The following is a 25,455-nucleotide window of genomic DNA, read 5'->3' as shown; positions in this document are numbered from 1 at the left end:
GTTTATCAGACTCAGGTACCGCATCCTCAGGCGTTTCAAACAATTCATCCATCATCATGGCATATCCACTACTTCTACACCTTTGGGAACAACAAATTTAAAGCTGGAAGCTGAAATCTTGGCTTGCGTATCCATCTGGTTAAACGTAATTTCAGTGAAGTGATCGAAAATATCCTGCACAATAATCTTTACAGGTCGATTATCAGCAAAGCCAATATCCATATAATTAAAGCCCGCATTAGCATCCTTGGGAACAGCTCTTAGCCATTGCACGCCGTTTTCAGTGGGCAATAAACTCACTGTAAAATAATCTTCGATTTTATTGTTTCCAAATAAAATCGCCGCTGGCGAGCTACCAATCGCCTCTTTCAAAGAACGTTTTATCGTTTGGGCTAACTCTACATCATACTGATAGATGTATTTTCCATCTGCCGTAATTCTTTGTTCAAAAGGTGTTTTAATCAACCAAGAAAATCGACCTGGACGAAAAAAACTAAAGCTCCCCTCGCTTTCACCCTGATCATTTTTCTGAACAAACATGCCACTTGCTTTGGGAACATGCGTAATAAAATAATTTAGCTGATCTAATGCACTAGCATGAGCAAGTGAGAACCAGACGCTTAACCCTATCACTAAACTCTTAATCTTCATGATCCATAGATCCTTCTGAGACTAAAATTTCGCGACTGCCATTTGATTGCATCGCTGACACAATTCCCGCTTGTTCCATTTGTTCAAGCAGGCGAGCCGCTCGGTTATAACCTATTTTCAGATTTCTTTGAACATAAGAAATCGATGCACGACGTGATTTTAAGACAATGGCAACCGCCTGATCATATAAAGGATCGGACTCTCCATCCTCATCAACAAAGCCAGGCATACCCTCACCACTGGCAGGTCCATCCAATACCCCATCCACGTACTGAGCTTCACCGTAGCTTTCTTTCAGAAAATCGACGACACGTTGAACCTCATCATCACTGACAAATGCACCATGAACTCGTTCTGGCACCCCTGTTCCCGGTTTTAGATACAGCATATCACCTAAACCCAGCAATGTCTCTGCTCCCATCTGATCCAAAATCGTGCGAGAGTCAATTTTAGAAGATACCTGAAAAGCAATACGAGTAGGAACGTTAGCTTTAATCAAGCCTGTAATCACATCGACTGAGGGACGCTGTGTGGCTAAAATCAAATGAATCCCTGCTGCACGGGCTTTTTGAGCAAGTCGAGCAATTAACTCTTCAATCTTCTTACCCACCACCATCATCAAATCCGCCAACTCATCGATAATAATGACGATATATGGCAAAGGTTGTAAAGGTTCTGGTGACTCTGGTGTCAAACTAAACGGATGCGCAATAGGCGTTCCTTTTTTATTTGCATCTTTAACTTTCTGGTTAAATGCTGCGATATTTCTTACCCCAAGTTTACTGAGCAACTTATAGCGTTTATCCATCTCGGCTACGCACCAATTCAACGCATTACCTGCCTTACTCATTTCAGTAACGACAGGGGCAATTAAATGCGGAATACCCTCATAAATCGCCATTTCCAGCATTTTAGGGTCAATCAAAATCAGCTTCACTTCATCTGGATGTGACTTGTACAATAAGGACAAAATCATGGCATTAATACCTACCGATTTTCCAGAACCAGTGGTACCAGCCACCAATAAATGAGGCATTTTGGCCAAATTTCCTACTACAGGTGCCCCTGCAATATCTTTTCCTAAAGCCACAGTCAAAGGATCATTAGAATCAGCAAAGGCTTTTGAGGCGATAATTTCAGACAAATGCACCACCTGACGTTTAGGATTAGGCAGTTCTAAGCCCATTAAATTCTTGCCTGGAATCGTTTCAATCACACGAATTCTAACCAAAGACAAAGAACGAGCCAAATCTGTTGCCAAATTAACGATTTGACTGCCTTTCACACCTGTAGCAGGTTCAATTTCATAACGTGTAATCACAGGGCCAGCATAAGCGGAAACAACTTTAACATTAATATTAAAATCGCTAAGTTTTTTCTCAATCAATCTTGAAGTATATTCAATCGTCTCTGTACTGACCACTTCAACTTGATGACTAGGTGGGTCTAACAAGTCCAAAGTAGGCTTACTGCCTTGCGACACCTCAGTCGGAAATAAAGTAGGCTGAAATACATCGGTCGGCACACTTTTAGATTGTTTCACGGTAGTGCTAGCATGTGTAATTTTCACGACAGGTGGTTCTGCCACTTTTTTCACAACAGCTGCTTCTTCAATCGTGTCATTCACTAGCTCAACAGTAGGTGCCTGAACCTCAGGGACTTCTTCAGCTCGTTCTTCAAAACTTAAATGATGTTCTTTTTGATCCATCGTTCCTTGACGCTCTAACAGTGCCGCTTCACCAATTTTCAAGTCTTTTTTCTCGGTTTGGCTACGGCGAATACGTGCCACGCCTTTAGAGACCCAAGAACCGATTTTTTCACAAACATTTAACCATGAAAAATTAAAAAACAAGCCACTGCCAATCACAAAAAGAGCTGAAAACAAGGCTAAGGAACCCATGGATCCAATATACTCCAATGCAAAATTACCCCAAAAATAGCCTAGCAAGCCACCTGCACCCAAGGGATAATCATTCGCATAAGTAGAATTATGAACCGACTCAAATCCTAGCACAGACAAAAACAATAAGACATATCCTAGCCCCTGCTCCCAGTAAATACGATGAGGAACGGTATCACTTCCCTCTTCCGTATCACTACTTAGCTTTTTCATCAAACGTTTATATCCCACAAACATACGACGAATCAGCAATACCACCAACAACCAAGAGCTAAATCCCATTAAATACAAGAGTCCCTGTGCCACATAAGCACCAAACACCCCGAGCATATTATGAACAACCTGAGTCGAAGATGTTTGTACAAAACCAGGATCTTCTGGACTATAACTGAATAACATCAAAATCAAAGCAATGGCCATCATGGCGTAAATCACCCATCTTAACTCGCTTAAAATGCGTGCTACCCCATTAAACAAGTCAAGCCAAATGCCTGATTCGCTATTTAGTTTATTTCTTGAAACGCCTCTTTTTACCAAAAGATTATCTTTTTGAGATTTTGCCATATATCTTTTATCTATAAAATGCCACCCATCCACATAGACGAGCCATCATAAAATCCATTAAAATGACACTATTTTAACAGTTTTCTTATTACATATCATAAAAACATTGGATATTTATACAGTATGAAACAACACGCTAAAGTTCTAATCCTAGGTTCCGGCCCTGCTGGATACACCGCCGCAGTGTACGCTGCCAGAGCCAATCTTTCTCCCCTTATGATTACTGGTATGGAACAAGGTGGGCAACTGATGACAACAACTGAAGTTGATAATTGGCCCGCTGACTTTGCTGGTGTACAAGGCCCTGAATTAATGCAAAGATTTTTAAAACATGCCGAACGTTTTAAAACTGAAATCGTGCTTGACCAAATCGAACGCGTTGATTTATCTTCGTATCCTTTTCGCCTGTTTTCCATGCTTGGAAAAGAATACACGTGTGACAGCTTAATTATCTCAACAGGGGCTTCGGCAAAATATCTTGGCTTACCCTCTGAAGATGCGTTCAAAGGCAAAGGCGTATCGGCTTGTGCCACCTGCGATGGTTTCTTTTATCGTGATAAACCCGTCTTAGTGGTTGGGGGCGGTAATACTGCCATTGAAGAGGCTTTGTACCTTGCTAATATTTGCTCAAAAGTAACCTTAGTACATCGTCGCGACCAATTCCGTGCTGAAGCCATTATGATTGACCAGCTTATGGAAGTCGTTCGCACAGGCAAAATTGAACTAAAACTATTCTGCGAAGTCGATGAAATTTTAGGCGATGACCGCGGTGTTAACGCTGTTCGTATCATCAATACCCAAACCCAACAAACAGAAGAGATTCCTGTAGAGGGAGCTTTCATTGCTATTGGACACCACCCCAACACGGATATATTCAAAGACCAAATCGAAACAGAACATGGTTATATTCGCACACGTTTACACCCTCACTTTGCCACAATGACCTCTGTTCCTGGCGTTTTTGCGGCGGGTGACGTTCAAGATGCCATCTATCGTCAAGCCATCACCAGTGCCGCAACAGGATGTATGGCAGCACTTGATGCCCAAAGATGGCTTGAGGAACAAAAATATGAATAAGATCAAAAGTCATCAACTATCTGATCTTAAAAAACTACAAAAAGCCTTTACTCAGCAACAAAAAATCGTTGCTGAAAAGGCTTCCAAAACAACGCCCTCTCATCCTCAACAAGCTCGATTAAAACAAGAAGACATTAACTTGTTTCGTGCCAATATGAAAGGGGTCAAAGCCATCAAAAACCCTAATCGTTATGAACATCACGCCGATGAAGTTATCGAAAAAAACGAGTTGTTTTATCAAATAAAACGACAACACGCACAAGGCGATGCTTTTGAACCCCAAGCACGACTAAAAAAACACACTCACCAAGAGTATAGCGATCAAGATTCTTACGTTAAAAACAAAGATCACATTGATTTATTGAAAAAACTAAAAACAGGTACTTGGCCCGTCACCGCTACACTTGACTTACATGGAAACACTACCCAAGAGGCTTGGCAACGTTTAAACGATTTTCTAAAAAATGCCATTCACTACAAAGTGCCTTGTATCAATATCATCCACGGACAAGGGCATGGATCCAAAGAAAATGCTGTTTTAAAACCTCATGTCCGTTCATGGCTCAAACAAATCGATGCCGTAAACGCTTATTGCACAGCCCCTAATCATATGGGCGGCGATGGAGCGGTTTTGGTGCTATTGGACATTCGTTCTCATTCACAGTAGTGACGGGCTTTCTGAGACGGTCTGGGGTGACTTATTCGAGTGATGTTTGATGCATGGGGAAATAAGACTTTGTCATCATTCACAGTAGTGACGGGCTTTTTGAGACGGTCTGGGGTGACTTATTCGAGTGATGTTAGATGCATGGGGAAAGCAAAATTAGACGTTTTAACGAGGATATGCGTTAACCTTGATGAGGAAGCTTGCACGTTTATGTTGGGATCTGCATTAAACGATTTGAGTTCAGACAACATTAGACAATGGTATTTAAGGGATAATGCCATATTTCGGATATTTACCTAGATTGATAAGTGACGCTCAGAATTGAGATTTTGACTAAACTCAGAATGAAGATATTGGACGCATCCTGAACATGATGGATACTCATTTTGGATTGATAGACGAAAATGGTCTTTACGATTTTTTACCCAAGTAATGTCGCATATTCACAACATTTTAATCAGAACAGACGAAAACCCTCATCAAAGTATTTACATTAAAAAAAAATAATTCTATAATGATGATTCTTTGTCGGGGCATAGCGCAGTCTGGTAGCGCATCTGGTTTGGGACCAGAGGGTCGTAAGTTCGAATCTTACTGTCCCGACCACTTAAATTCATCTCGTCAATTTCTGACAAACATTCCCCATTTTTTCCACTTTTACATAAGAGTTAATATGTTGTATCTATTAATTGCAGCGTTTTTCTGGGGAACTTCATTTATTGCAGGAAAATTCGCTTATACGATGGCAGATCCTGCTTTGGTCGTGTTATTTCGTTTAATCATTGCGAGTTCGATCATGTTGCCCATCTCTCTTCGTTACTGGCAACAAAAACCAATATTGATACATCCATTATCTGGAAAATTGCCCTACTCGGCTTTTTAACCTACCCTGCCACTTTCTTACTCCAATTTTTAGGACTCAGCCTAACATCAGCTAGCAGTGCTGCAACCGTTATCGGTCTAGAACCCTTGATGGTGGCGATAGTCGGTGCTATCTTTTTCAAAGAAAAAATTAGACCCAGCATTTTGTTTTTGAGTATATCGGCGTGATTTGCGTCATCGTAGCGGCTGGTATTTCTATGTTTTTACCGAAAAATAGTTAGTGAGCTCTTGCTTTTTGAAATTAACAGGTTAGTATGATAAAGTTACAACAAGAGGAACTCACGTTATATTAACCTATTATAAAATTAACAAACACTAGTAATAAATTAGCTATAATGTGCGTTCCTTTTACGTGGGCTAATATGCAATAAGGAGTCGAAAAATGGAAAAGAATGCTACTAGAGCATTTAATACACATTCTTTCAAAATGCATAACTTCCTTGTAGGGTTGAGTTCTGTTCTTACCGTATTTCCTACAACGAATTTCTATCCAATAAATTCAGATAATGAATATGGCTACATGCATGACGCATGGCACGATGTTGCAAATATACTTAAAGAAGTATCTACTAAAGAGATAAAAAATGACACAAAATAGCCATAAAAATTCTAACAATACTCAATATCCTAATGAAAAAACTCAAGAAATAGTAAATGCAATTAGGACTGACCCCTCTATTCTAAATAACGAAGAAATACAACATATTGTCTATCAACAAATGAAAATACATTCGGGACCTCTTCCGTCACCCGAAGATATTAATTTATACAATCAGTATATACCTGATGGTGCAAACAGAATTATGAGTATGGCAGAGAAATCCCTTTCTTTAAAAGAGAAAGAACAAAACTTTGCTTATGAACTAAATAAAGAAGGACTAAAGATACAGAAAAGAGGACAATGGTTTGCCTTGTCCATTGTTATTATTTTTTTCATACTCTCTCTTATTATTGCTTCACATGGAGATACTATGGCAGCTGCTATATTAATGGGAGGCGTAGGATTAGCAGGCATTGTTACTGCAATAATGATGCAAAAGAAAAAATAACAGAAAGTCTTCCAATGTATTGATAGGGTCCAAAACATTAAGCATTTAAACGAGCTCTGGCGTTTTTATGGCAGTTTTGTGACCTCTTTTATCATTGTAGTTAATTGCATAAAACGTATAGTTATTTTTCTATAAAATTTAACAGTGCATCATATTTTGAACTACATCTTGAATACTGTCCTAGCAATTCTGTATATCCACGTACAAGGTAATCCCATTCTGTTTTAATTTCGCGAACTTGCTCGCACGGACTCCGTAGATCGTAAGGTGGTACTATTAGTGTTACGGACGGTTTGATGATTCACTTCGGCACGCAGACTTAGTAGGGGTTACCTCTTCTGCATACCTCATCAAAGCGTCCAAGAAAGTTTTTCTAGAATCGGTTAAATTGGTAACGCCTTTTAGTTTATCTTCCAAAGCGTCCCACCACTCTTTACATTCTCTTTTGGTAGGAAAAGTTTTGGAGTGCCATTGATGATTAATTCTACCCCTGACCCGCCAAGTTCCGTATTTTGTTTGTTGAATTACTGCCATGACTACCTCGCTACTAACAATCATGAAAGACCTGTCACAAAAGTGTCACAAACCTGTCACAAAAGTGTCACATTTTTTTAATCTATTTTCATTTTACTGGATAAAAATACAGTAAATCAAGGCTTTTTTCGAAAATAAAAAAACCTGTGTTTTCAAAGAATTGATTAAAAATCAACTGTTTATAAACACAGGCATTGGGTATTTTGTGGTGCTCACGACGAGACTTGAACTCGTACGTCTTTCGACACTACCCCCTCAAGATAGCGTGTCTACCAATTCCACCACGTGAGCAAAAAAAGAAGCTGTATTGTAAACTAAAATCAGCTTCTATGACAAGCTAGATAATTATTTTGTTGCTGGTGCTTGAGTGTTGGTCGCATTGTTATCAACAGGTGCAGGTACTTGAGTATTAGCTGCATCGTTATTAACAGGTGCGACTGGCACTTCTGTGCTTTCAGCTTTAGGAGCCACATATCCTTGCATAACCCCTGTATCGGTAGTTGTTGAAGCATTGTTCGTCAAGCCTTGACCGTTAATGTAAGCCAACAACAAAGTGCAAGCAAAAAATACAATAGCAGCCCATTTTGTCATTCGTGAAAAAAAGTTTGCTGCCCCAGCTGCACCAAAGATACTACCTGCCGATCCGCTACCAAAGCTGGCACCCATATCCGCACCTTTGCCTTGTTGCAACAACACCAATACAATCACCGCCACTGCAGCCAATACTTGCAATACAGCAATCCAAGATTCTAAAGAGGTTAACGCACTCATTTAATACTCCAAGAATTAGGCACGAACAATGCCTAAAAAATCCTCAACAAATAAAGAAGCACCACCGACTAACACACCATCAATATCTTTCATTTTAAATAGATTCGCTGCATTACTCGGTTTAACACTTCCGCCATATATAATTCTATTTTGACCCACCCATTCACGAATATGTTCATGAACAATTTGGGCCTGTTCTGGTGTCGCACTTAACCCTGTACCGATAGCCCAAACAGGCTCATAGGCAAAAACCATCTTATTGACCAAGTCTTCACCTAAGTTCAAAATCGGATCAAGTTGCGATTTTATTGTTTTCAGCGTGAGATTATCCTTGTAATCTTTCTCTGTTTCACCAATGCAAACAACGGGTGTAATACCACACTCGATCGCTCGCAATGCTTTATGGGCCACTTCTTCATTCGTTTCGCCTTGGTACTGTCTTCGTTCTGAATGACCGACCAAAGACCAAGAACACCCAAATTCTTTTAACATATGAGCCGATACTTGACCTGTGTACGCTCCCTTGTCATATGCACTGACATCCTGAGAACCCCAAGAAATATTTGTTCCTTGTAACAATTCTTGGACTTGATGCAAATAAGGAAAAGGCACACAAAGAGCAATATCTACATTCTCTTCTGGGCATTGGGTTAAACGCTGAGAAATACCTTCAAGTAAAGCTTTATTACTTTGAAAATCCCCGTGCATCTTCCAGTTCGCCATAATAAGACGACGGTTTACTGACATGCTGATTGCCTATTACAACAAAACGGAATATTTTACCATGAATTAAAGCGTCAACACAATTTTTCCAATGACAGACGATGCTTCCAAATCTCGATGAGCTTGGCTAGCTTGTTCGAGTGGGTAAACCTGATGAACGATAGGTTTTACCAACCCTTTTTCAATCAAAGGCAATACATGTGTCTTAACCTGCTGCGTTAAATAAGCTTTGTATTCATGTGTTCTGGGACGTAGCGTAGATCCTGTAATCGTTAATCGTTTCATCATCACCCTTGCCATATTCACCGTTGATTGTTGTCCGCCTAATTGGGCAATAATCACGATTCTAGCGTCCATATTGGCACATTGCGTATTACGTTCGATATAATCGCCACACACCATATCCAAAATCACATCTGCACCACCCTGTTCTTTTACAAATGCCACAAAATCATCTGTCTTATAGTTAATCCCAATCGCCCCCAAACGCTCAACTGCTTCTAATTTTTCTTGGCTTCCCACCGTTGTCAACACCTTATAACCTAAAGCTACCGCTATTTGAATGGCCATTGTGCCAATACCACTAGCCCCACCATGCACCAATAATGTCTCACCTTTGCTCAAATGCCCAATATCAAATACATTTGACCAAACAGTATAAGCAGTTTCTGCAATCGCACTGGCCTCAATCATGGATAAATTTTCAGGGACAGGCAAACAATGTGAAGCAGGTACCGTGCAGTATTCAGCATATCCACCTCCTGGTACTAAAGCAAATACTTTATCACCATATTTAAAATCTGTTCCTGACAAATCTCCCTCTACAATCACACCTGATACCTCCAAACCCAAAATAGGTGAAGCATCTTTCGGAGGCGGATAACTTCCTGCTCTTTGCAATACATCGGGACGATTGACACCACAAGCCACTACCTGAATCAACACTTCGTTTTTCTTTGGAATCGGTTTATCGATCTGACCTATTTTCAACACCTCTGGCGTTCCTGTTGTTTCCATAACAATCGCTTTCATTTTCGCACTCCTCAAATATCGCTTTTATATCAACTCGCAGACAAACTCAATGCGTTCATCAAAAACTCGCATACATTCACACATTGCTTTCATCTGCACAACACTATCATGAAACCCATGATTCGCACAGATAGGATAACCCTATATCAACAACCTTTTATCAATATTTTGATTATCTGAATCAAACAGCATACCACAAATCACAAGCTCAAAAAAATCGACTCCCGTTTTATAGGAGCCGATTCTTTATCAAACGATACTAAGCCATTTATGCTTTTTTGGTAAACACAAAATTACCATCTTGATAATCTACTTGGATAGTATCCTTGGCTTCAAACTTGCCTTCCAACATATCACGAGCCAATGGATTCTCAATATCTTGTTGGATAGCTCGTTTCAAAGGACGTGCACCAAATAATGGATCAAAGCCATTTTTTGCTAATTGTGCTAGTGCCGCTTCACTAACCTCAAGTTTCATATCACGTTCTTTGACTCGTTTTGATAACCCTTGAAGTTGAATGCGAGCAATATCCGCAATATGCTTATCGTCTAGGCTGTGGAACACCACTACTTCATCAATACGGTTTAAAAACTCTGGACGGAATGACTGTTTTAGGTCTTCCCAAATCACCGCTTTAACCTCTTCATAAGGCTGCCCTGCCATTTGTTGAATATGCTGAGAACCCAAGTTAGAAGTCATCACAATGACGGTATTACGAAAATCTACCGTACGACCTTGTCCATCAGTCAAGCGACCATCATCTAAGACCTGAAGCAAAATATTAAATACATCAGGATGAGCTTTTTCTACTTCATCTAATAAGATGACGCTATAAGGTTTACGACGCACAGCTTCAGTTAAATAACCACCCTCTTCATAACCCACATATCCAGGAGGTGCACCAATTAAGCGAGCAACTGAATGTTTTTCCATAAACTCACTCATATCGATACGTATCAAATGATCTTCTGAGTCAAATAAGAAGTTTGCCAATGCTTTAGTCAACTCTGTTTTACCCACACCTGTTGGTCCTAGGAATAAGAAAGAACCGTAAGGACGAGAAGGATCAGATAAACCTGCACGAGAACGACGAATCGCATCAGAAACCAAACGTACCGCCTCATCTTGACCGACAACACGTTCATGCAAATGTTTTTCCATACTCAATAATTTTGAGCGTTCGCCCTGCATCATCTTCGATACAGGAATACCTGTTGCACGAGAAACCACTTCAGCAATTTCTTCTGCACCCACTTGAGTACGCAGTAATTTGGGATGTTCTTTTTCCGCTTTTTCACTGCTTTCTGCATCTTCTAAGCGTTTTTCAAGCTCAGGTAATTTACTGTACTGAAGTTCCGCTAATTTATCATATTGACCTTTACGTTGAAACTCAGCCATCTCAGCTTTAAGTTTTTCTATCTCAGCACGTACGGATTGAGCACCTTGAACAGCGGCTTTTTCACTTTTCCAAACCTGCTCATAATCATCATACTCACGCTGTAATTTCAACAACTCATCTTCGAGTAACTGTAAACGATGTTTTGACGCATCATCCGTTTCTTTACGCAACGCTTCACGTTCGATTTTCAACTGAATAATCCGACGATCAAGTTTATCCATGACCTCTGGTTTAGAGTCAATTTCCATACGAATACGTGCTGCGGCCTCATCAATCAAGTCGATAGCTTTATCTGGTAAGAACCGATCGGTAATATAACGATTGGATAGCTCTGCTGCTGCCACAATCGCAGGATCGGTAATGTCAACACCATGATGAATTTCGTAACGTTCTTGCAAACCACGCAAAATCGCAATGGTTGATTCTACATCAGGTTCATCGACAATAACCTTTTGAAAACGACGCTCTAATGCCGCATCTTTTTCGATATATTGACGATATTCATCTAAAGTCGTTGCACCGATACAATGTAATTCACCACGTGATAATGCGGGTTTCAGCATATTACCTGCATCCATTGCTCCTTCGGATTTGCCTGCACCCACCATCGTATGAATTTCATCGATAAAGACAATGCTTTGACCCTCATCTTGGGCAAGCTCTTTTAGGACAGATTTTAAACGTTCCTCAAAATCACCACGATACTTCGCTCCAGCTAGCAACCCTGCTAAATCTAAGCTTAATACACGCTTACCACGTAAAGTTTCAGGAACTTCATTATTCACAATCCGTTGTGCAAGCCCCTCAACAATGGCTGTTTTACCCACACCTGGCTCACCAATCAACACTGGGTTATTTTTAGTGCGACGCTGTAAGATCTGAATGGCACGACGAATTTCATCATCACGACCAATCACAGGATCCAACTTACCCAAACGAGCACGTTCTGTTAGATCAATCGTATATTTTTTCAACGCCTGACGGTTAGATTCTCCATCTTGAGAGTCCACTGAAGCACCCCCTCTTACCGCTTCAATCGCGGCTTCCAAAGGTTTTTTCTGTAACCCTGCTTCTTTCAGGATACGACCTGCCACACCTTTATCACCACAAAGTGCCAATAAGAAAAGTTCAGAAGCAATAAACTGATCGCCGCGTTTAGCCGCTTCTTTATCTGTTTGCAAAAGCAACTGATTTAACTCTCGACTAATCTGTAAGTTCTGAGCACCGCCCTCTAAGGTAGGCAATTCTTTGATCGCTTTATCAATGGCAGGCAAAATACGTGATGTCGCCACACCCGCACGAGCCAGCAAACTTGCACACCCATTATCGGCATTGGATAACAAAGCCATCAATACATGCACTGGCTCAATATAAGGATTATCATGACGTGAAGCAATAGACTGTGAATCAGCCAATGCTTGTTGAAATTGTGTTGTTAATTTATCGATACGCATAATAAAAAATATAAAAAAGAATTTCTGTTAAACATTATGTGAGTCCAAATTTTTTATTTTCAAGGGGACGGACCATATTTTTATTTAGATAATAATAATTCCTATTTACCAAGCTCGTTCAAGATTATTTGTAACAGGGTATTTAAAAAATGATTTTTTGATTTAAATCAAGTAAAATGTTTTCACTTTGACTGCAATCGGATCATGCAGTCAACCATATCATGACTGTTTAGGTAGATTTGACATATGATGAAGCACGTTTTTCTCTCCGAACAAGCAGAAGCACAAAATTGTTCACACTGTTTATTAGGACATATTTGTATTCCAAAAGGCTTAAATCGAGAAAATGCCGAAAAACTAGCCGATCTCGTCAAAGAACGTATCCGTATTCCCAAAGGGGAAAATCTTTTTAAAGCAGGCGACCCCGTTAAAGCCATCTATAGCATTCGTTCTGGCTCATTAAAAGCCGTTTTAGAAAATGCAAGCGGACAGATGCAAATCACAGGCTTTTTTCTTCCAGGCGAATTCGTAGGATTAGACGGTGTTTGGGACAAACGACAACACACTAATGCCATTGCTTTAGAAGATACTGAAGTGTGTGTGATTTCATTTGATGAAATGGAATCATTAAGCAGAACCATTCCCGAGTTACAAAAACAATTCTACCGTCTAATGTCTCAAGAAATCGATCGTGTTTACAATATGACCCTTTCATTGGCGACATTAACCTCAGAACAAAGAGTCGCGACTTTTTTATTAACCATGTCAGAACGATTGAGCAATTTGGGCTATTCAGAACATGAGTTTTTACTTAGAATGACACGTTTTGATATTGGAAACTATTTGGGATTAACGTTAGAGACAGTTAGTCGTTTAATGTCAAAAATGTCTAAAGACGGCGTTATTTCTGTCGAAAAGAAACTGGTCAAAATAAACGATGTATCTTTATTACGAAAAATAGTTAATCAAGAACACATCATTACCATGCCTAAACGAACCCATCCTTAATATATTGATATTCGTTACGTGCCGATTTTGCCACCCTTATCGTGTAACACCGACATCTAAATTTAAGTATCAAAAGAGATACTGAGTACGCTTAACACGAAACAAAGCGTTCATCTCATCATTAATCACTCATAGACTTAAACATCACGTAAACACCCACCACCCCTTGTGAACACAGGTGAGATGGTGTTAGGCAAATAACATCACGTGAACACCCACCACCCCTTGTAAACACGGGCGAGATGGTGATAGGCAAATAACACCACGTGAACACCCACCTCCCCTTGTAAACACGGGCGAGATGGTGTTAGGCAAATAACACCACGTGAACACTCACCACCCTTTGTAAACACGGGCGAGATGGTGATAGGCAAAAAAAATGACTCCCAATATTCTGAGAGTCATTTTGTCTTGTATCGTATTAATACTCTTTAGGTTTAGGTAGTGGAACAGTTGCCCCACCATCACCTACACGCTCAATTACCAAACCAGTTTTTTTGTACTCTAAAATCACCGAGCTATCTGGATTATCGTTAAAGGCCAAATAGATGGTAATAATACAACCGACAATACCTGCAAATGGAATTGAAATTAATATCCAAGGCCATGGTTCACGATACCAAGGTTGAACTTTATCGGCTTTCATCAGACTCACTCCTACAAATCAGGTACAAAGAAAACGGTTTCTACTTCTGTGCTAAGCGGTGTTTTACCTGCCTCATCACTTTCAGCTTTAATGTAGATATTGTGATTACCTTGTTTATTATCCGACAACGGTGCACGAACCGTAACAGGTACCCAAACACTACCAAAAGAATCCACTTGAACACTTCTACCACCCTCTTTTTGAGATAACTGGATAGTAGAGTCTTTAACATCGTCACTTTGTGTCGATAATGTAAAGGTTCTAGGTTCTTCTGTCATATTGATAATTTGAATACGATACACGTTTTCAGCGGTTTCATTAGGTCCTAAACGGCCCAATACACCTCTATCCTTGTAAACATCAAGTCTCAAGGTACTGCGTGTAGCCAAGGAAACAATCAAACCAGTCACTAAAATTAGCAAGAGTGCCAAATACACACAGGTGCGAATTTTAAACAAGTCTTTAATAGCTTGTTTACGGCTAAGGCCTTTAATCATGGCATTTTCCGAAGTATAACGAATCAAGCCACGTTTGTAACCCATTTTGTCCATGACTTCGTTACAGCCATCAATACAGGCACCACAACCAATACACATGTATTGGAGACCCTTACGAATATCGATACCTGTCGGACAGACATTCACACAAATCTTACAGTCAATACAATCGCCCAAACCCGCTTCAGCAGGATTCACCTTACGTGAACGTCCACCTCTAGGCTCACCTCTTGGACGATCATAAGTCACGACCATCGTGTCAGAGTCCACCATCACGCTTTGGAAACGAGCATAGGGACACATATACTTACAGACGGCTTCACGCAAAATACCTGCATGTCCCCACATCATAAATGCGTAGAACAAGAACCAGAACCACTCCCAAGGAGAGAACGATCCTGATAGCAATTCATGTCCTAATCCACGAATCGGCACAAAATAACCTACCAAAGTGAATCCGGCTGCTAATGCAAAAATGATATAACAGGCGTGTTTTAGACCTTTGCGGAAGATTTTATTGAAATTCCATGGAGACTGATCTAAACGCATACGTGCAGAACGATCACCTTCAATTTGTCGTTCTATCCACATAAAGATTTCTGTGTAAACGGTCTGAGGACAGGCGTAACCACAGAATAATCGTCCCATCAGTGCGGTAAACAAAAATAGACCATAGGCTGAAATAATCAAAATCAGTGCCATATAGAATATATCTTGGGGCCATAACACCAAACCAAAGATATAAAATTTTCGCGAACCTAAATCAAGCAAAAATGCTTGTCTATCATTCCATTCTAACCAAGGGAGACCAAAAAATATTATTTGTGTGAAATATACAAAAATAACACGCCAAGTGTGAAAATGTCCTTTCACAGACTTCGCATAAATTCTGCCTCTTACAAAATCATAGATTTCTTGTTTTTCTTCTTCTGATAAGTTGGCAGGATCGAGTGGAGGTGGTTCCCAGTCAGGAATATTTTCGTGATTGGATTTTTTTTCTTCTGACATATGAATTCTCCATTTGTAAAAAAACCTAAGCCACTATAAAAGTGGCTTAGGTGCTATTTTACTACTAATTGCTTGAGTTGGATAGACCCCAAACATAAGCAGTCAACATTTCTATCTGTTCTTTAGTGAAACGAGATTTCCATGCAGGCATCACACCTTGACGACCATCTAAGATAGTGTGAACAATAGTTTCACGTTTTGGACTATTTAACCAAACACCATCTGTTAAGTTAGGTGCACCAAGTAATTGGTTGCCTTTAGCATCCATACCGTGGCAAGCTGCACATACTTTCTTGAAGTTAGCTTCACCTAATGGGATGTTTGCTTTGTCTGCTACAGGAAGACCTGAAAGTGAACGAACATAGTCAGCCACTTGTTCAGCTTCTGCTTTCGAGAATACGGCTTTCAATGGAGCCATGATACCATGACGGCCATTTGTAATCGTATTAAGGATAGTCTCTGGAGAACCACCCCATAACCAGTCGTTATCAGTAAGGTTCGGGAAGTTAGGAGAACCTTTTGCATCAGAACCATGGCACTGAGAACAGTTGTTCAAGAACAAACGCTCACCAATACGTTGGGCTGCAGGATCTCTAACGATCTCATCAAGAGATTTACCATCAAACTGCTGATAAACTTTAGCAATACGTTGTTCGTATTCAGCTTTCTCTTGTTCTACTTCACCAAACGATGTCCAGTTACGTAAACCTTTGTCAGAACCTAATGCTGGGTATAGTACGATGATGATAACACCAATCACACACAAACCTAGATACATTAGAGTCCACCAACGTGGTACAGGACTGTTTAACTCCTTGATACCGTCCCACTCGTGACCAGTATCAGATACTTCTAGAGTTTTATCTTTCAGGAAACTGCGTTGGGTCCATAGCAACCACAAGCAGAATACAATACCAAGAATGGAGACGATGGCTACCCAATAACTCCATCCTGCACTTACAAACTCACTCATTCTTTAACCCCTTTATGTTGAGTTTCTGCCTCATCTGGCAGATCGAAAGGTAACTGGCTGGCGCGCTCGATGTCTTTACTGCGTCCTTTAGACCATGCAAACGCAACAATACCAAAAAACACCAAAAGACTTAATACAATCGAGATACCGTTTAGTAATCCCCAATCAATACCAAACACGCCGTTTTCCATTATTACTTACCTTCTTGTGGAGCATTTAATGCGTTAACATAACCGACGCCAAGGTTCTGCAAGTATGCAACCAGTGCATCTTCTTCAGTTTTACCTTTTAGCTCATTTGGAGCATTAGCAATTTGTTCATCAGTGTATGGAACACCTAGAATACGCAATGCTTTCATACGAGCTTGAACGTCATAATTACTAATATCTTTATTCTGTAGATGTGGATAAGATGGCATCACAGAACCTAACACCATACTACGTGGATTACGTAGATGTGAACGGTGCCAATCGTCTGAATAACGACCACCTAAACGAGCCAAATCAGGACCAGTACGTTTTGAACCCCACAAGAATGGGTGTTCATAAACAGACTCACCTGCTACAGAATAAGGACCGTAACGCAATACTTCAGAGTATAAAGTACGAACCTGTTGGCTATGGCAACCTACACAACCTTCAGCGATATACACATCACGACCAATCAGTTGTAATGGTGTATCAGGTTTTACACCTGGAGCTGGTTCTGTAGTGTAGTGTTGGAAGAACAATGGCACAATCTGCACTAAGCCGGCAAACGCAACGGTAATGATTGTGCAGATGATTAACCATCCAACGTGTTTCTCAATAGTGCCATGAGAAAAGAAACGATTATCTTTAGACATTTACTTTCTCCTTATGCGGCAACTTTATCAGCTACGGGAGCTGGAACGTCTGGGTTCACAGCTTTACCACTACGAATTGTTGCAATAACGTTAACCAACATGATGATCACACCACCTAAGAAGCAAGCACCACCTAGGAAACGAATGATGTAAAGAACGTGTTTTGCAGTCACAGCCTGGATAAACTGGTAAGTTAAGTTACCGTCGTTATCAATAGCACGCCACATTAGACCTTCCATTACACCAGCAACCCACATTGATGCGATGTAAAGAACCACACCAATCGTAGCTACCCAGAAATGAATTTCTACTAAACGTTTGCTAAACATGCTATCACGACCCCATAGACGTGGAATCATGTAGTATAGAGAACCAAACGAAATCATCGCTACCCAACCCAATGAACCAGAGTGTACGTGAGCAATTGTCCATTCAGTGTAGTGAGACAATGCGTTTACTGTACGGATAGACATCATTGAGCCTTCGAATGTTGCCATACCGTAGAACGATAATGCAACAACCAAGAATTTCAAGATAGGATCTGTGCGAAGTTTATACCATGCACCAGAAAGGGTCAAAATACCGTTAACCATACCACCCCATGATGGAGCCAATAAGATTAGAGAGAATGTCATCCCTAAGCTTTGTGTCCAATCAGGCAATGAAGTGTGCAATAAGTGGTGAGGACCCGCCCACATATAAGTGAACGCTAACGCCCAGAAATGCACAATAGACAAACGATATGAGAAGATAGGACGACCAGATTGTTTAGGTACGAAGTAGTACATCATACCCAAGAATGAAGTAGTCAAGAAGAATCCTACTGCATTGTGGCCATACCACCATTGAACCATCGCATCCTGTACACCTGCATAAGCAGAGTAAGATTTAAGCAATGACCATGGCAACTCAGCGTTGTTACCCAAGTGAAGGATTGCAATCGTAAGAATAAATGCACCATAGAACCAGTTAGACACATAGATGTGCTTAACTTTACGAATAGCCAAAGTGCCAAAGAATACGATCGCGTAAATTACCCAAACTACAGTAATTGCGATATCCAGTAACCACTCGGACTCAGCGTACTCTTTACCAGAGGTGATACCCAATGGAAGAGTTACCAAAATACCGGTTAAGCCAATCTGCCAGCCCCAGAATGTAATTTCGGCTAAGATGCCTCCAAACAAGCGAGTATGACAGGTACGTTGTACTACATAGTAAGATGTAGCAAACAATGCACAGCCACCGAACCCAAAAATTACCATATTGGTGTGTACTGGACGTAAACGACCAAAAGTAAAATATTCGGGCAAGTTTAAGTCTGGCCAAATCAGCTGAGCAGCGATGAGAACACCGACACCCATACCGATAATGCCCCAAATAACGGTCATAAATGCAAACTGGCGTACAACCCTGTAGTTGAAGGTTTCCGCTGTTGCAACGTTTTGAGTTGACATAGTTTTATCCCTTTTGAAAAGCCATAATTAAAGTTAGAACTTTCACCCTTTATTATATTTTTCTTGTATCGTTCAACATTTGATTAAAATCAAAGATACATCCAAAGTGCTACATTTTGTTGCAATTTTACTCTTATTTAAAATGAACGCAACAGATTGATTTTATTATAAATTTTTTAAAATGTAACAAATTATCTCTTTTTAGAGCGATTTTTTTCTCGCTTTGACAGGTTTTAAATGCTCAAGATAACGATAATGATTCGGTCAAAAGGCGTACTGAGGGTTACTCAAAAATAATTAATACTCGATACCGCTAACTGGGTAGTCCATTAACAATTCCCTCTCTTGGCATAATCTTTTACTTCAACCGTCTTGATTAAGGATTATTTTTTGGCGATATCGCTGGTACTATCGTCATCTAAAAACACGGAGTTAGCATTTTTTTCGGAGTTATCATACTGACCTGAAAAAATAGCCCAAAACAAAATACCACCACAGGCACAAATAAACAAAAAAGAAACTAATAACAATAGAAAAAAGGTAAGATCCATTTTAACAACTCATTGATCATACTTAATTAATGGTCACCATCTCTGTTTTAACAAAACGGTTGTAACGTCTATAGAACAGCCACGCATTAAAGGTAACCAAAAGCGAAGATACCAACATCACCACGGCTGCGACCCAAGGTTGTACGATACCAATCATCGCCAAAGGAGTCATGGCAATATGCCAGATTAACGAACCATAAAGATTCTGATTGGCACAGCGTTCAGCCCCCTCAATAACTTCTTTTTGACGCTCTTGGCTCATATTAAAATCATTTAGAATGACGGCACGGGCCGCTGCAAAGGCAGTTGGCACCGAAATAGACAAAGCACAAGGGCAACTCATCACAAATAAAGCAACCATCACAGGCAAAGCGTGGTATTCATCGATATTTAACCAAACCACTGCCGACCCTACTGCTAAGATAATTTGGACCAACACAAAGAAAAAAGCGATATTATCAGATCGTCTTGCAATAATGTCTTTACGTTCTAGAAAAATTTTAGGCATGCCATTTGGCAAAAAACGAGCTGACTGTTCTGCACAAAACTCCAAATATCGAGCTGTCAATAGAAATGCGACAAACATACAAACCGACTCAAAGTAAACCTCTCCCGATTCACGCCAAGTATTAATCGCACTGGGGATAAATGACACCACAATACCCAAGGCAATCGGCCAGTTCATATTAATGCTCAATGAGGAACGATTGCAACTACTGGCCATCACCCCACGCCAAATCGGCCAAGCACAATACATAATCACGGGAATGGTCAGTACAAAACTCAGCCAGTTCATGATAATAATGGCATTATCCAACATATGACCTGTTTCATTAATATGATCAGGCGTTCGAATATACCCCGGAAAAGCAAACATCATCGTTTGCATCATCGCCAGCCAAGCAATCGCTAACCTAGCCAACATGTGTTTTCTTGCTCTTTTTTCCTCATCTGGCAAATTACTGGGAGCAGTGAAAATGGATACCGGTTTTTGGGACATCATCACCTCTTATCATGGTTCAGCACTATCATTTTTTAACTGAAAAAGATTGTATAACGGTTTATTCAATTCTCATCATCAATCTTTACTAGATTACAAAATAGATAATCTGAATATCTAAATTTTCAAAGCATTTATCCTAACATAATGACCTCGGTATCGCCCACCTGCCACGGTGCCCGAGCATCATTTATCACAGAATATCCTTTAAATTTTACCTAACTTTACCCTTTATTTTCTTGACAAAAAACAAATGACCGCATTTTTACGAGTTAAAACCCGAGCAAACTCTAGCGTCCCCCCCTACTTCAATCTTCACAAAGGAAAAGCACACCTTCTGTTAAACCCTACCAAACTCTAGCCTACCCCCTACTCACCTGTCTTTGATTTTAAAAACATGATTCACCTCACCTGCCCATCATGGCCCTGCGAAGCCATCCATTTATAGGCTATAATGATAAGTTATCTTAACTTTTTCTTTTTTATCAAAATGCAAGAACAGCAATATCATCCTAATATTATTGAAAAACAAGCACAAGAACATTGGGAAAAAACGCAGGCTTATCTCGTTAAAGAACACGATAAAAACGCTGACGGAACAGAAAAACCAAAATTTTACGCCTGTTCTATGTTGCCCTACCCAAGTGGCAAATTACATATGGGACACGTCAGAAATTACACAATTAATGACATGATGACGCGTCACATGCGTATGAAAGGTTACAACGTGCTAATGCCGATGGGCTGGGATGCCTTTGGAATGCCTGCAGAAAATGCTGCGATTAAATCAGGTATTCCACCTGCAAAATGGACCTATGAAAACATCGCATACATGAAGTCTCAGCTCAAAGCAATGGGATTAGCTATCGATTGGTCTCGCGAAATGTGTGCTTGCGATCCTGAGTATTACAAATGGAACCAGTGGCTTTTCTTAAAAATGCTAGAAAAAGGCATTGCCTATCGTAAAACTCAAGTCGTCAATTGGGATCCTGTTGATAAAACCGTTCTTGCGAATGAACAGGTCATCGATGGACGCGGATGGCGTTCAGGTGCCTTAATCGAAAAACGCGAAATTCCTGGCTATTACTTGCGTATCACTGATTATGCAGAAGAATTACTCGATCAGGTAAAACATCATTTACCTGGCTGGCCCGATCGTTTGCGTCTGATGCAAGAAAACTGGATTGGTAAAAGCCAAGGGGTTCGTTTTGCCTTTACTCATCAGATCAAAGATAGTAACGGACAACTCATCCAAGACGGCAAATTATACGTATTCACCACCCGTGCAGACACGATTATGGGCGTGACATTTTGTACCGTCGCACCTGAACACCCTTTAGCTACTTTTGCAGCCCAAAACAACCCTGAACTACAAGCATTTATCGATGAATGCAAGTTAGGCGGTACCACTGAAGCTGAATTGGCCACAAAAGAAAAAGTAGGCATGCCCACTGGTTTAACCGTCACACATCCATTAACTCAAGAGTCTATCCCTGTTTGGGTTGGAAATTATGTATTGATGAGTTATGGAGATGGGGCGGTAATGGCGGTTCCTGCTCATGATGAACGAGATTTTGGTTTTGCTAAAAAATACGATTTACCCATCAAACAAGTCGTTCAAGTCGAATCAGAAACTTTCTCTACTGATGCTTGGCAAGAATGGTATGCCTCAAAAGACGGTAAGCTCATCCATTCAGGCGAATTCACGGGGTTAGATTTTTCAACTGCCATTGATAAAATCGCTGAAAAATTAGCGAATTTAGGCTTAGGTGAAAAACAAACAACCTTCCGTTTACGCGACTGGGGGATTAGTCGTCAACGTTACTGGGGTACACCTATTCCTATCATTCATTGCGAGGATTGTGGCCCCGTTCCAGTGCCTGAGAAAGATCTACCTGTGGTACTACCAGAACATCTTATTCCAGATGGAACAGGCAACCCATTAAACAAAGATGAAAATTTCTTAAAATGCCAATGTCCAAAATGTGGCAAGCCTGCACGCCGTGAAACAGACACGATGGATACTTTCGTGGACTCTTCATGGTATTTTATGCGTTATGCGTCTGCGAATAACAAAGACAAAATGATCGATGAACGCAACGACTACTGGATGCCCATGGATCAATACATCGGCGGTATCGAGCATGCCGTCATGCACTTGTTATACGCTCGTTTTTGGACAAAAGTGATGCGTGATCTGGGTTTAATCAAATTTGGCGAGCCATTCAAAAAATTATTATGCCAAGGTATGGTACTGAACCATATTTACTACAAACGAACCGAACTAGGTGGCATCGAGTATTTCTGGCCTCACGAAGTTGAAAATCGTTTAGATGCCAAAGGTAATATCATTGGCGCCACCCACATTAAAACAGGCGAAGCGATTGAATACGGTGGTGTCGGCACCATGTCCAAATCTAAAAACAACGGTATTGATCCTCAAGCCTTAATCGATGAATTAGGTGCGGATACGGCCCGATTGTTTGTTATTTTCACTAGCCCACCTGAGCAAACCTTAGAATGGTCAACTTCTGGTGTAGAAGGATCTGCTCGTTTCTTGCGTCGTTTATGGAGCCTTTGCATGAGTAAGAAAAATCTCATTCTTGCGGCTCAAGACACCCAAGACTTTAGTCAGGCTTCAAAAACAATCAAAGAACTTCGTTTAACCGCCCATAGCGTATTAAAACAAGCTAATTACGACTATGAACGACTTCAATACAATACGATTGTATCAGCAGGCATGAAGCTGTTAAACGCCATTGATCAAACGCATTTTGATGATAATCCTACTGCTTTGGCCGCGCTCAAAGAAGTGATGGGGATTTTATTGCGTGTTCTTTATCCTGTTGTGCCACATATTACTTGGAAACTCTGGCAAGAACTGGCTTACGACAAGTTATACGGTGATTTATTGGATGCACCATGGCCTCAAGTCGATGAAACAGCACTGATCGTTGATGAAATTGAACTTATGCTACAAATCAATGGTAAGTTAAGAGGTTCCATTACCGTTGCTAACGATGCTAACAAAGAATTGATTGAACAAACAGCCTTACAGCATCCTCAAGTTGAGCGACATCTGGAAGGTCGTCCAGTCAAACGAGTCATCGTCGTACCTGGTAAATTAGTGAATATTGTGGGCTAAATTCACTATAATGAAATCCTAAGTAAGGTATTTTGCTTGGGATTTCTTCCTAATGATGGATGGAAATAAGATGAAGTTTTTAAAATTTATCGCATTCACTTGTATTTCTCTTATTCTCGCGGGTTGTGGATTTAAACTTCAACAGCCCGTCAACACACCTTTTACAACCATTTACACCAACATCGATCATAACAGCGATTTTGGAGCCAAACTTATCAGTGAATTAAAGGCCAATGCCCCGAACTTACGATTTGTCAATAATAAAGACGACGCACAGGTTCAACTAATCCAGTTAAGCAACACGCGTAGCAAACTAGAAACAGCGATTAATGCCAACGGTTATGCTGAAGAATACTTACTCAACCTAGATTATCGCTACACCTTGATTGGACCTTATGATGTTGCTTTGATTCCGCCCACCAGAATTATCAAGGAACAGTATTTCTCATACAATGAAAATCAAGAGAGTGTAAAAAACACTGAACTATCCCAAACTTATGATGATATGGAAACCCCCATTATCACTGAAATTACCAAACGCGTGATTTCAGAAGAAGTCAGTTCAAAATTTTTATCGCTTTCTAAACCAAAATGAACAGTCTCACGTTATCACAACTCAAGCAAGATAAACATCCATCAATCGCACCTCTTTACATGATTGAAAGTGATGACCTTTATCTACGCACAGAAGCCCAAGACATTATCAAACAAAAGGCGAAACAATTAGGGTTTACGGAGAGACATAGCTTTACATTTTCAGGCAATAGTTCATGGCAAGATATTTGGGAGCATATTGATAATATTTCTTTGTTTGGTGAGAAGAAAGTTATTGAGATTCATGTTCCCGGCGGAAAACCAGGTAAATCGGGAATTAGCGGGATTGATAGAATTTGCAAATCGATTGAACATGAGCAACTGCGTGATATTTGCATTATTTTGGTTTTTCCCAAATTAGACTACGCGACGAGTAAAACAGAATGGGTAAAAAAATGTCAAACCTACGCAGTTTGTCTCAAAATTCCCGTCTTAACCAGAAACACATTCCCCTCATGGTTGGAGCAAAAACTCAGTGAATACGGTTTAAGCACGTCACATGAGGCCTTGGAATGGTTAAGTGATCACCTAGAGGGCAACTCTTTTGCGGCAGCCCAAGAGATTCTAAAACTTTCTTACCTCTATCCTGCTGGTCCACTAACGATAGAACAAATCCAAAACGCGGTATTAGACGTGGCTCGATACAATGTATTTGATCTCATTGATGCCATCCATCAAAGAAATCCCAAAAGAGCCAGCAAAATTCTATTAGGATTAGCGTCTGAGGGCGAAGAACCCATGAGCATTTTAGGCTTACTAGGTAAAATGATTCGCGATTTACATGCCCTACACATCGCCCAACAAAATCGTGAGAATTTAAACGATACCTTTAAACGACTTCGTTTATTCGGTGCTTCACAAACCGCTTTGTCACACATGATGCAACGGTTGTCTTTTCGTGCCACGATGATCAGTCTAAATCATGTCATGGATATTGAACTCATCATCAAAGGCACTCACGTTAAAAATCGTTTGAATAACCCTTGGATGGAACTAAATAAATTAATTATTAAACTAAGTCAATAATA

The 25,455-nt window shown here is 40.3% G+C and carries 24 protein-coding genes and 2 tRNA genes; 11 read left to right on the top strand and 15 right to left on the bottom strand.

Features of this window, described 5'->3' with window-relative positions:
- Positions 1–54 precede the first annotated feature (54 nt).
- Positions 55–651, bottom strand: coding sequence for a LolA family protein (locus tag IX83_RS02505; RefSeq protein ID WP_038498843.1), 597 nt, complete (start codon positions 649–651; stop codon positions 55–57).
- Entirely contained in the window at positions 641–3,115 is a 2,475-nt protein-coding gene (locus IX83_RS02500; RefSeq protein ID WP_077315954.1) for a DNA translocase FtsK, read from the bottom strand. Before IX83_RS02500 ends, IX83_RS02505 begins: the two co-directional genes overlap by 11 nt.
- Before the next feature lie 123 nt (positions 3,116–3,238).
- Between IX83_RS02500 and trxB the strand changes: the two genes are divergently transcribed.
- From trxB to IX83_RS02470, 7 genes are all read left to right on the top strand, one after another.
- Positions 3,239–4,192, top strand: coding sequence for a thioredoxin-disulfide reductase (trxB, locus tag IX83_RS02495; protein ID WP_038498840.1), 954 nt, complete (start codon positions 3,239–3,241; stop codon positions 4,190–4,192).
- Positions 4,185–4,859 carry a Smr/MutS family protein gene (locus tag IX83_RS08525; protein ID WP_051919112.1) on the top strand — a complete coding sequence of 225 codons (675 nt, stop codon included), beginning with the start codon at positions 4,185–4,187 and terminating at the stop codon, positions 4,857–4,859. Before trxB ends, IX83_RS08525 begins: the two co-directional genes overlap by 8 nt.
- A gap of 529 nt (positions 4,860–5,388) precedes the next feature.
- Positions 5,389–5,465 (top strand) — tRNA-Pro (locus tag IX83_RS02485).
- A 67-nt stretch (positions 5,466–5,532) separates the two neighbouring features.
- Positions 5,533–5,742 (top strand): EamA family transporter, encoded by a 210-nt coding sequence (locus tag IX83_RS09070; protein WP_051919110.1) that lies wholly within the window; start codon positions 5,533–5,535, stop codon positions 5,740–5,742.
- Positions 5,679–5,909, top strand: a complete 231-nt coding sequence (locus tag IX83_RS09160; protein WP_392387055.1) for an EamA family transporter — start codon at positions 5,679–5,681, stop codon at positions 5,907–5,909. The genes IX83_RS09070 and IX83_RS09160 overlap by 64 nt, the downstream gene beginning before the upstream one ends.
- Positions 5,910–6,123: 214 nt before the next feature.
- A complete protein-coding gene (locus tag IX83_RS02475) occupies positions 6,124–6,339 on the top strand; it encodes a hypothetical protein (RefSeq protein WP_038498837.1) in 216 nt (71 codons plus the stop codon).
- On the top strand, positions 6,326–6,790 hold the full coding sequence (locus tag IX83_RS02470) for a DUF2335 domain-containing protein (protein WP_051919107.1): 465 nt from the start codon (positions 6,326–6,328) through the stop codon (positions 6,788–6,790). Before IX83_RS02475 ends, IX83_RS02470 begins: the two co-directional genes overlap by 14 nt.
- Before the next feature lie 740 nt (positions 6,791–7,530).
- On the opposite strand, the gene IX83_RS02460 is transcribed toward IX83_RS02470, so the two are convergent.
- The 5 genes from IX83_RS02460 to clpB all read right to left on the bottom strand — a co-directional run bounded on the left by IX83_RS02460 (position 7,531) and on the right by clpB (position 12,704).
- Positions 7,531–7,615: transfer RNA gene (locus IX83_RS02460), tRNA-Leu, on the bottom strand.
- 54 nt (positions 7,616–7,669) lie between these two features.
- Positions 7,670–8,095, bottom strand: a complete 426-nt coding sequence (secG, locus tag IX83_RS02455) for a preprotein translocase subunit SecG (RefSeq protein ID WP_038498831.1) — start codon at positions 8,093–8,095, stop codon at positions 7,670–7,672.
- Between the two features lie 15 nt (positions 8,096–8,110).
- Complete coding sequence (gene tpiA, locus IX83_RS02450) at positions 8,111–8,842, bottom strand: triose-phosphate isomerase (protein WP_038498828.1); 732 nt, start codon at positions 8,840–8,842, stop codon at positions 8,111–8,113.
- Between the two features lie 42 nt (positions 8,843–8,884).
- Positions 8,885–9,850 (bottom strand): NAD(P)H-quinone oxidoreductase, encoded by a 966-nt coding sequence (locus IX83_RS02445; protein ID WP_038498825.1) that lies wholly within the window; start codon positions 9,848–9,850, stop codon positions 8,885–8,887.
- 268 nt (positions 9,851–10,118) lie between these two features.
- A complete protein-coding gene (clpB, locus tag IX83_RS02440) occupies positions 10,119–12,704 on the bottom strand; it encodes an ATP-dependent chaperone ClpB (RefSeq protein ID WP_038498822.1) in 2,586 nt (861 codons plus the stop codon).
- 246 nt (positions 12,705–12,950) lie between these two features.
- Between clpB and fnr the strand changes: the two genes are divergently transcribed.
- The gene (gene fnr, locus IX83_RS02435) at positions 12,951–13,712 is read left to right on the top strand and encodes a fumarate/nitrate reduction transcriptional regulator Fnr (RefSeq protein ID WP_038498819.1); all 762 of its coding nucleotides are present in this window, start codon (positions 12,951–12,953) and stop codon (positions 13,710–13,712) included.
- A gap of 421 nt (positions 13,713–14,133) precedes the next feature.
- Here fnr and IX83_RS02430 read toward each other — a convergent pair whose 3' ends face one another.
- From IX83_RS02430 to IX83_RS02400, 8 genes are all read right to left on the bottom strand, one after another.
- The gene (locus tag IX83_RS02430; RefSeq protein ID WP_038498816.1) at positions 14,134–14,358 is read right to left on the bottom strand and encodes a FixH family protein; all 225 of its coding nucleotides are present in this window, start codon (positions 14,356–14,358) and stop codon (positions 14,134–14,136) included.
- Between the two features lie 11 nt (positions 14,359–14,369).
- Positions 14,370–15,863 carry a cytochrome c oxidase accessory protein CcoG gene (ccoG, locus tag IX83_RS02425; RefSeq protein WP_038498813.1) on the bottom strand — a complete coding sequence of 498 codons (1,494 nt, stop codon included), beginning with the start codon at positions 15,861–15,863 and terminating at the stop codon, positions 14,370–14,372.
- 64 nt (positions 15,864–15,927) lie between these two features.
- A complete protein-coding gene (gene ccoP / locus IX83_RS02420; protein ID WP_038498810.1) occupies positions 15,928–16,836 on the bottom strand; it encodes a cytochrome-c oxidase, cbb3-type subunit III in 909 nt (302 codons plus the stop codon).
- Entirely contained in the window at positions 16,833–17,027 is a 195-nt protein-coding gene (locus tag IX83_RS02415; RefSeq protein WP_038498807.1) for a cbb3-type cytochrome oxidase subunit 3, read from the bottom strand. The genes ccoP and IX83_RS02415 overlap by 4 nt, the downstream gene beginning before the upstream one ends.
- A 2-nt stretch (positions 17,028–17,029) precedes the next feature.
- Positions 17,030–17,680 (bottom strand): cytochrome-c oxidase, cbb3-type subunit II, encoded by a 651-nt coding sequence (ccoO, locus tag IX83_RS02410; protein ID WP_038498804.1) that lies wholly within the window; start codon positions 17,678–17,680, stop codon positions 17,030–17,032.
- Between the two features lie 11 nt (positions 17,681–17,691).
- Positions 17,692–19,137, bottom strand: a complete 1,446-nt coding sequence (gene ccoN / locus IX83_RS02405; RefSeq protein ID WP_038498801.1) for a cytochrome-c oxidase, cbb3-type subunit I — start codon at positions 19,135–19,137, stop codon at positions 17,692–17,694.
- A gap of 383 nt (positions 19,138–19,520) precedes the next feature.
- Positions 19,521–19,688: a cbb3-type cytochrome oxidase assembly protein CcoS gene (gene ccoS / locus IX83_RS08780; protein ID WP_077315893.1), complete on the bottom strand. Its 168-nt coding sequence runs from the start codon at positions 19,686–19,688 to the stop codon at positions 19,521–19,523.
- Positions 19,689–19,710: 22 nt separating this feature from the next.
- A complete protein-coding gene (locus IX83_RS02400) occupies positions 19,711–20,691 on the bottom strand; it encodes a P-type ATPase (protein ID WP_038498798.1) in 981 nt (326 codons plus the stop codon).
- A gap of 487 nt (positions 20,692–21,178) precedes the next feature.
- Here IX83_RS02400 and leuS point away from each other — a divergent pair, with 487 nt between their 5' ends.
- The 3 genes from leuS to holA all read left to right on the top strand — a co-directional run bounded on the left by leuS (position 21,179) and on the right by holA (position 25,453).
- Positions 21,179–23,833: a leucine--tRNA ligase gene (leuS, locus tag IX83_RS02395; protein ID WP_038498795.1), complete on the top strand. Its 2,655-nt coding sequence runs from the start codon at positions 21,179–21,181 to the stop codon at positions 23,831–23,833.
- Positions 23,834–23,903: 70 nt separating this feature from the next.
- The gene (locus IX83_RS02390; protein WP_038498792.1) at positions 23,904–24,428 is read left to right on the top strand and encodes an LPS-assembly lipoprotein LptE; all 525 of its coding nucleotides are present in this window, start codon (positions 23,904–23,906) and stop codon (positions 24,426–24,428) included.
- Positions 24,425–25,453 carry a DNA polymerase III subunit delta gene (gene holA / locus IX83_RS02385; protein ID WP_038498789.1) on the top strand — a complete coding sequence of 343 codons (1,029 nt, stop codon included), beginning with the start codon at positions 24,425–24,427 and terminating at the stop codon, positions 25,451–25,453. The genes IX83_RS02390 and holA overlap by 4 nt, the downstream gene beginning before the upstream one ends.
- Positions 25,454–25,455: the final 2 nt, after the last annotated feature.

Source organism: Basilea psittacipulmonis DSM 24701 (assembly GCF_000743945.1).
Classification (GTDB): domain Bacteria; phylum Pseudomonadota; class Gammaproteobacteria; order Burkholderiales; family Burkholderiaceae_B; genus Basilea; species Basilea psittacipulmonis.
The sequence above is the reverse complement of the archived record's forward strand: the minus strand, read 5'-3'. Positions and strand labels throughout refer to the sequence as shown.

Excerpts from the sequence above, each read along its gene's own strand:
- IX83_RS02505 (WP_038498843.1), bottom strand. The coding sequence starts at position 651 with ATGAAGATTAAGAGTTTAGTGATAGGGTTAAGCGTCTGGTTCTCACTT.
- IX83_RS02500 (WP_077315954.1), bottom strand. The coding sequence starts at position 3,115 with ATGGCAAAATCTCAAAAAGATAATCTTTTGGTAAAAAGAGGCGTTTCA.
- trxB (WP_038498840.1), top strand. The coding sequence starts at position 3,239 with ATGAAACAACACGCTAAAGTTCTAATCCTAGGTTCCGGCCCTGCTGGA.
- IX83_RS08525 (WP_051919112.1), top strand. The coding sequence starts at position 4,185 with ATGAATAAGATCAAAAGTCATCAACTATCTGATCTTAAAAAACTACAA.
- IX83_RS09070 (WP_051919110.1), top strand. The coding sequence starts at position 5,533 with ATGTTGTATCTATTAATTGCAGCGTTTTTCTGGGGAACTTCATTTATT.
- IX83_RS02475 (WP_038498837.1), top strand. The coding sequence starts at position 6,124 with ATGGAAAAGAATGCTACTAGAGCATTTAATACACATTCTTTCAAAATG.
- IX83_RS02470 (WP_051919107.1), top strand. The coding sequence starts at position 6,326 with ATGACACAAAATAGCCATAAAAATTCTAACAATACTCAATATCCTAAT.
- secG (WP_038498831.1), bottom strand. The coding sequence starts at position 8,095 with ATGAGTGCGTTAACCTCTTTAGAATCTTGGATTGCTGTATTGCAAGTA.
- tpiA (WP_038498828.1), bottom strand. The coding sequence starts at position 8,842 with ATGTCAGTAAACCGTCGTCTTATTATGGCGAACTGGAAGATGCACGGG.
- IX83_RS02445 (WP_038498825.1), bottom strand. The coding sequence starts at position 9,850 with ATGAAAGCGATTGTTATGGAAACAACAGGAACGCCAGAGGTGTTGAAA.
- clpB (WP_038498822.1), bottom strand. The coding sequence starts at position 12,704 with ATGCGTATCGATAAATTAACAACACAATTTCAACAAGCATTGGCTGAT.
- fnr (WP_038498819.1), top strand. The coding sequence starts at position 12,951 with ATGATGAAGCACGTTTTTCTCTCCGAACAAGCAGAAGCACAAAATTGT.
- IX83_RS02430 (WP_038498816.1), bottom strand. The coding sequence starts at position 14,358 with ATGAAAGCCGATAAAGTTCAACCTTGGTATCGTGAACCATGGCCTTGG.
- ccoG (WP_038498813.1), bottom strand. The coding sequence starts at position 15,863 with ATGTCAGAAGAAAAAAAATCCAATCACGAAAATATTCCTGACTGGGAA.
- ccoP (WP_038498810.1), bottom strand. The coding sequence starts at position 16,836 with ATGAGTGAGTTTGTAAGTGCAGGATGGAGTTATTGGGTAGCCATCGTC.
- IX83_RS02415 (WP_038498807.1), bottom strand. The coding sequence starts at position 17,027 with ATGGAAAACGGCGTGTTTGGTATTGATTGGGGATTACTAAACGGTATC.
- ccoO (WP_038498804.1), bottom strand. The coding sequence starts at position 17,680 with ATGTCTAAAGATAATCGTTTCTTTTCTCATGGCACTATTGAGAAACAC.
- ccoN (WP_038498801.1), bottom strand. The coding sequence starts at position 19,137 with ATGTCAACTCAAAACGTTGCAACAGCGGAAACCTTCAACTACAGGGTT.
- ccoS (WP_077315893.1), bottom strand. The coding sequence starts at position 19,688 with ATGGATCTTACCTTTTTTCTATTGTTATTAGTTTCTTTTTTGTTTATT.
- IX83_RS02400 (WP_038498798.1), bottom strand. The coding sequence starts at position 20,691 with ATGATGTCCCAAAAACCGGTATCCATTTTCACTGCTCCCAGTAATTTG.
- leuS (WP_038498795.1), top strand. The coding sequence starts at position 21,179 with ATGCAAGAACAGCAATATCATCCTAATATTATTGAAAAACAAGCACAA.
- IX83_RS02390 (WP_038498792.1), top strand. The coding sequence starts at position 23,904 with ATGAAGTTTTTAAAATTTATCGCATTCACTTGTATTTCTCTTATTCTC.
- holA (WP_038498789.1), top strand. The coding sequence starts at position 24,425 with ATGAACAGTCTCACGTTATCACAACTCAAGCAAGATAAACATCCATCA.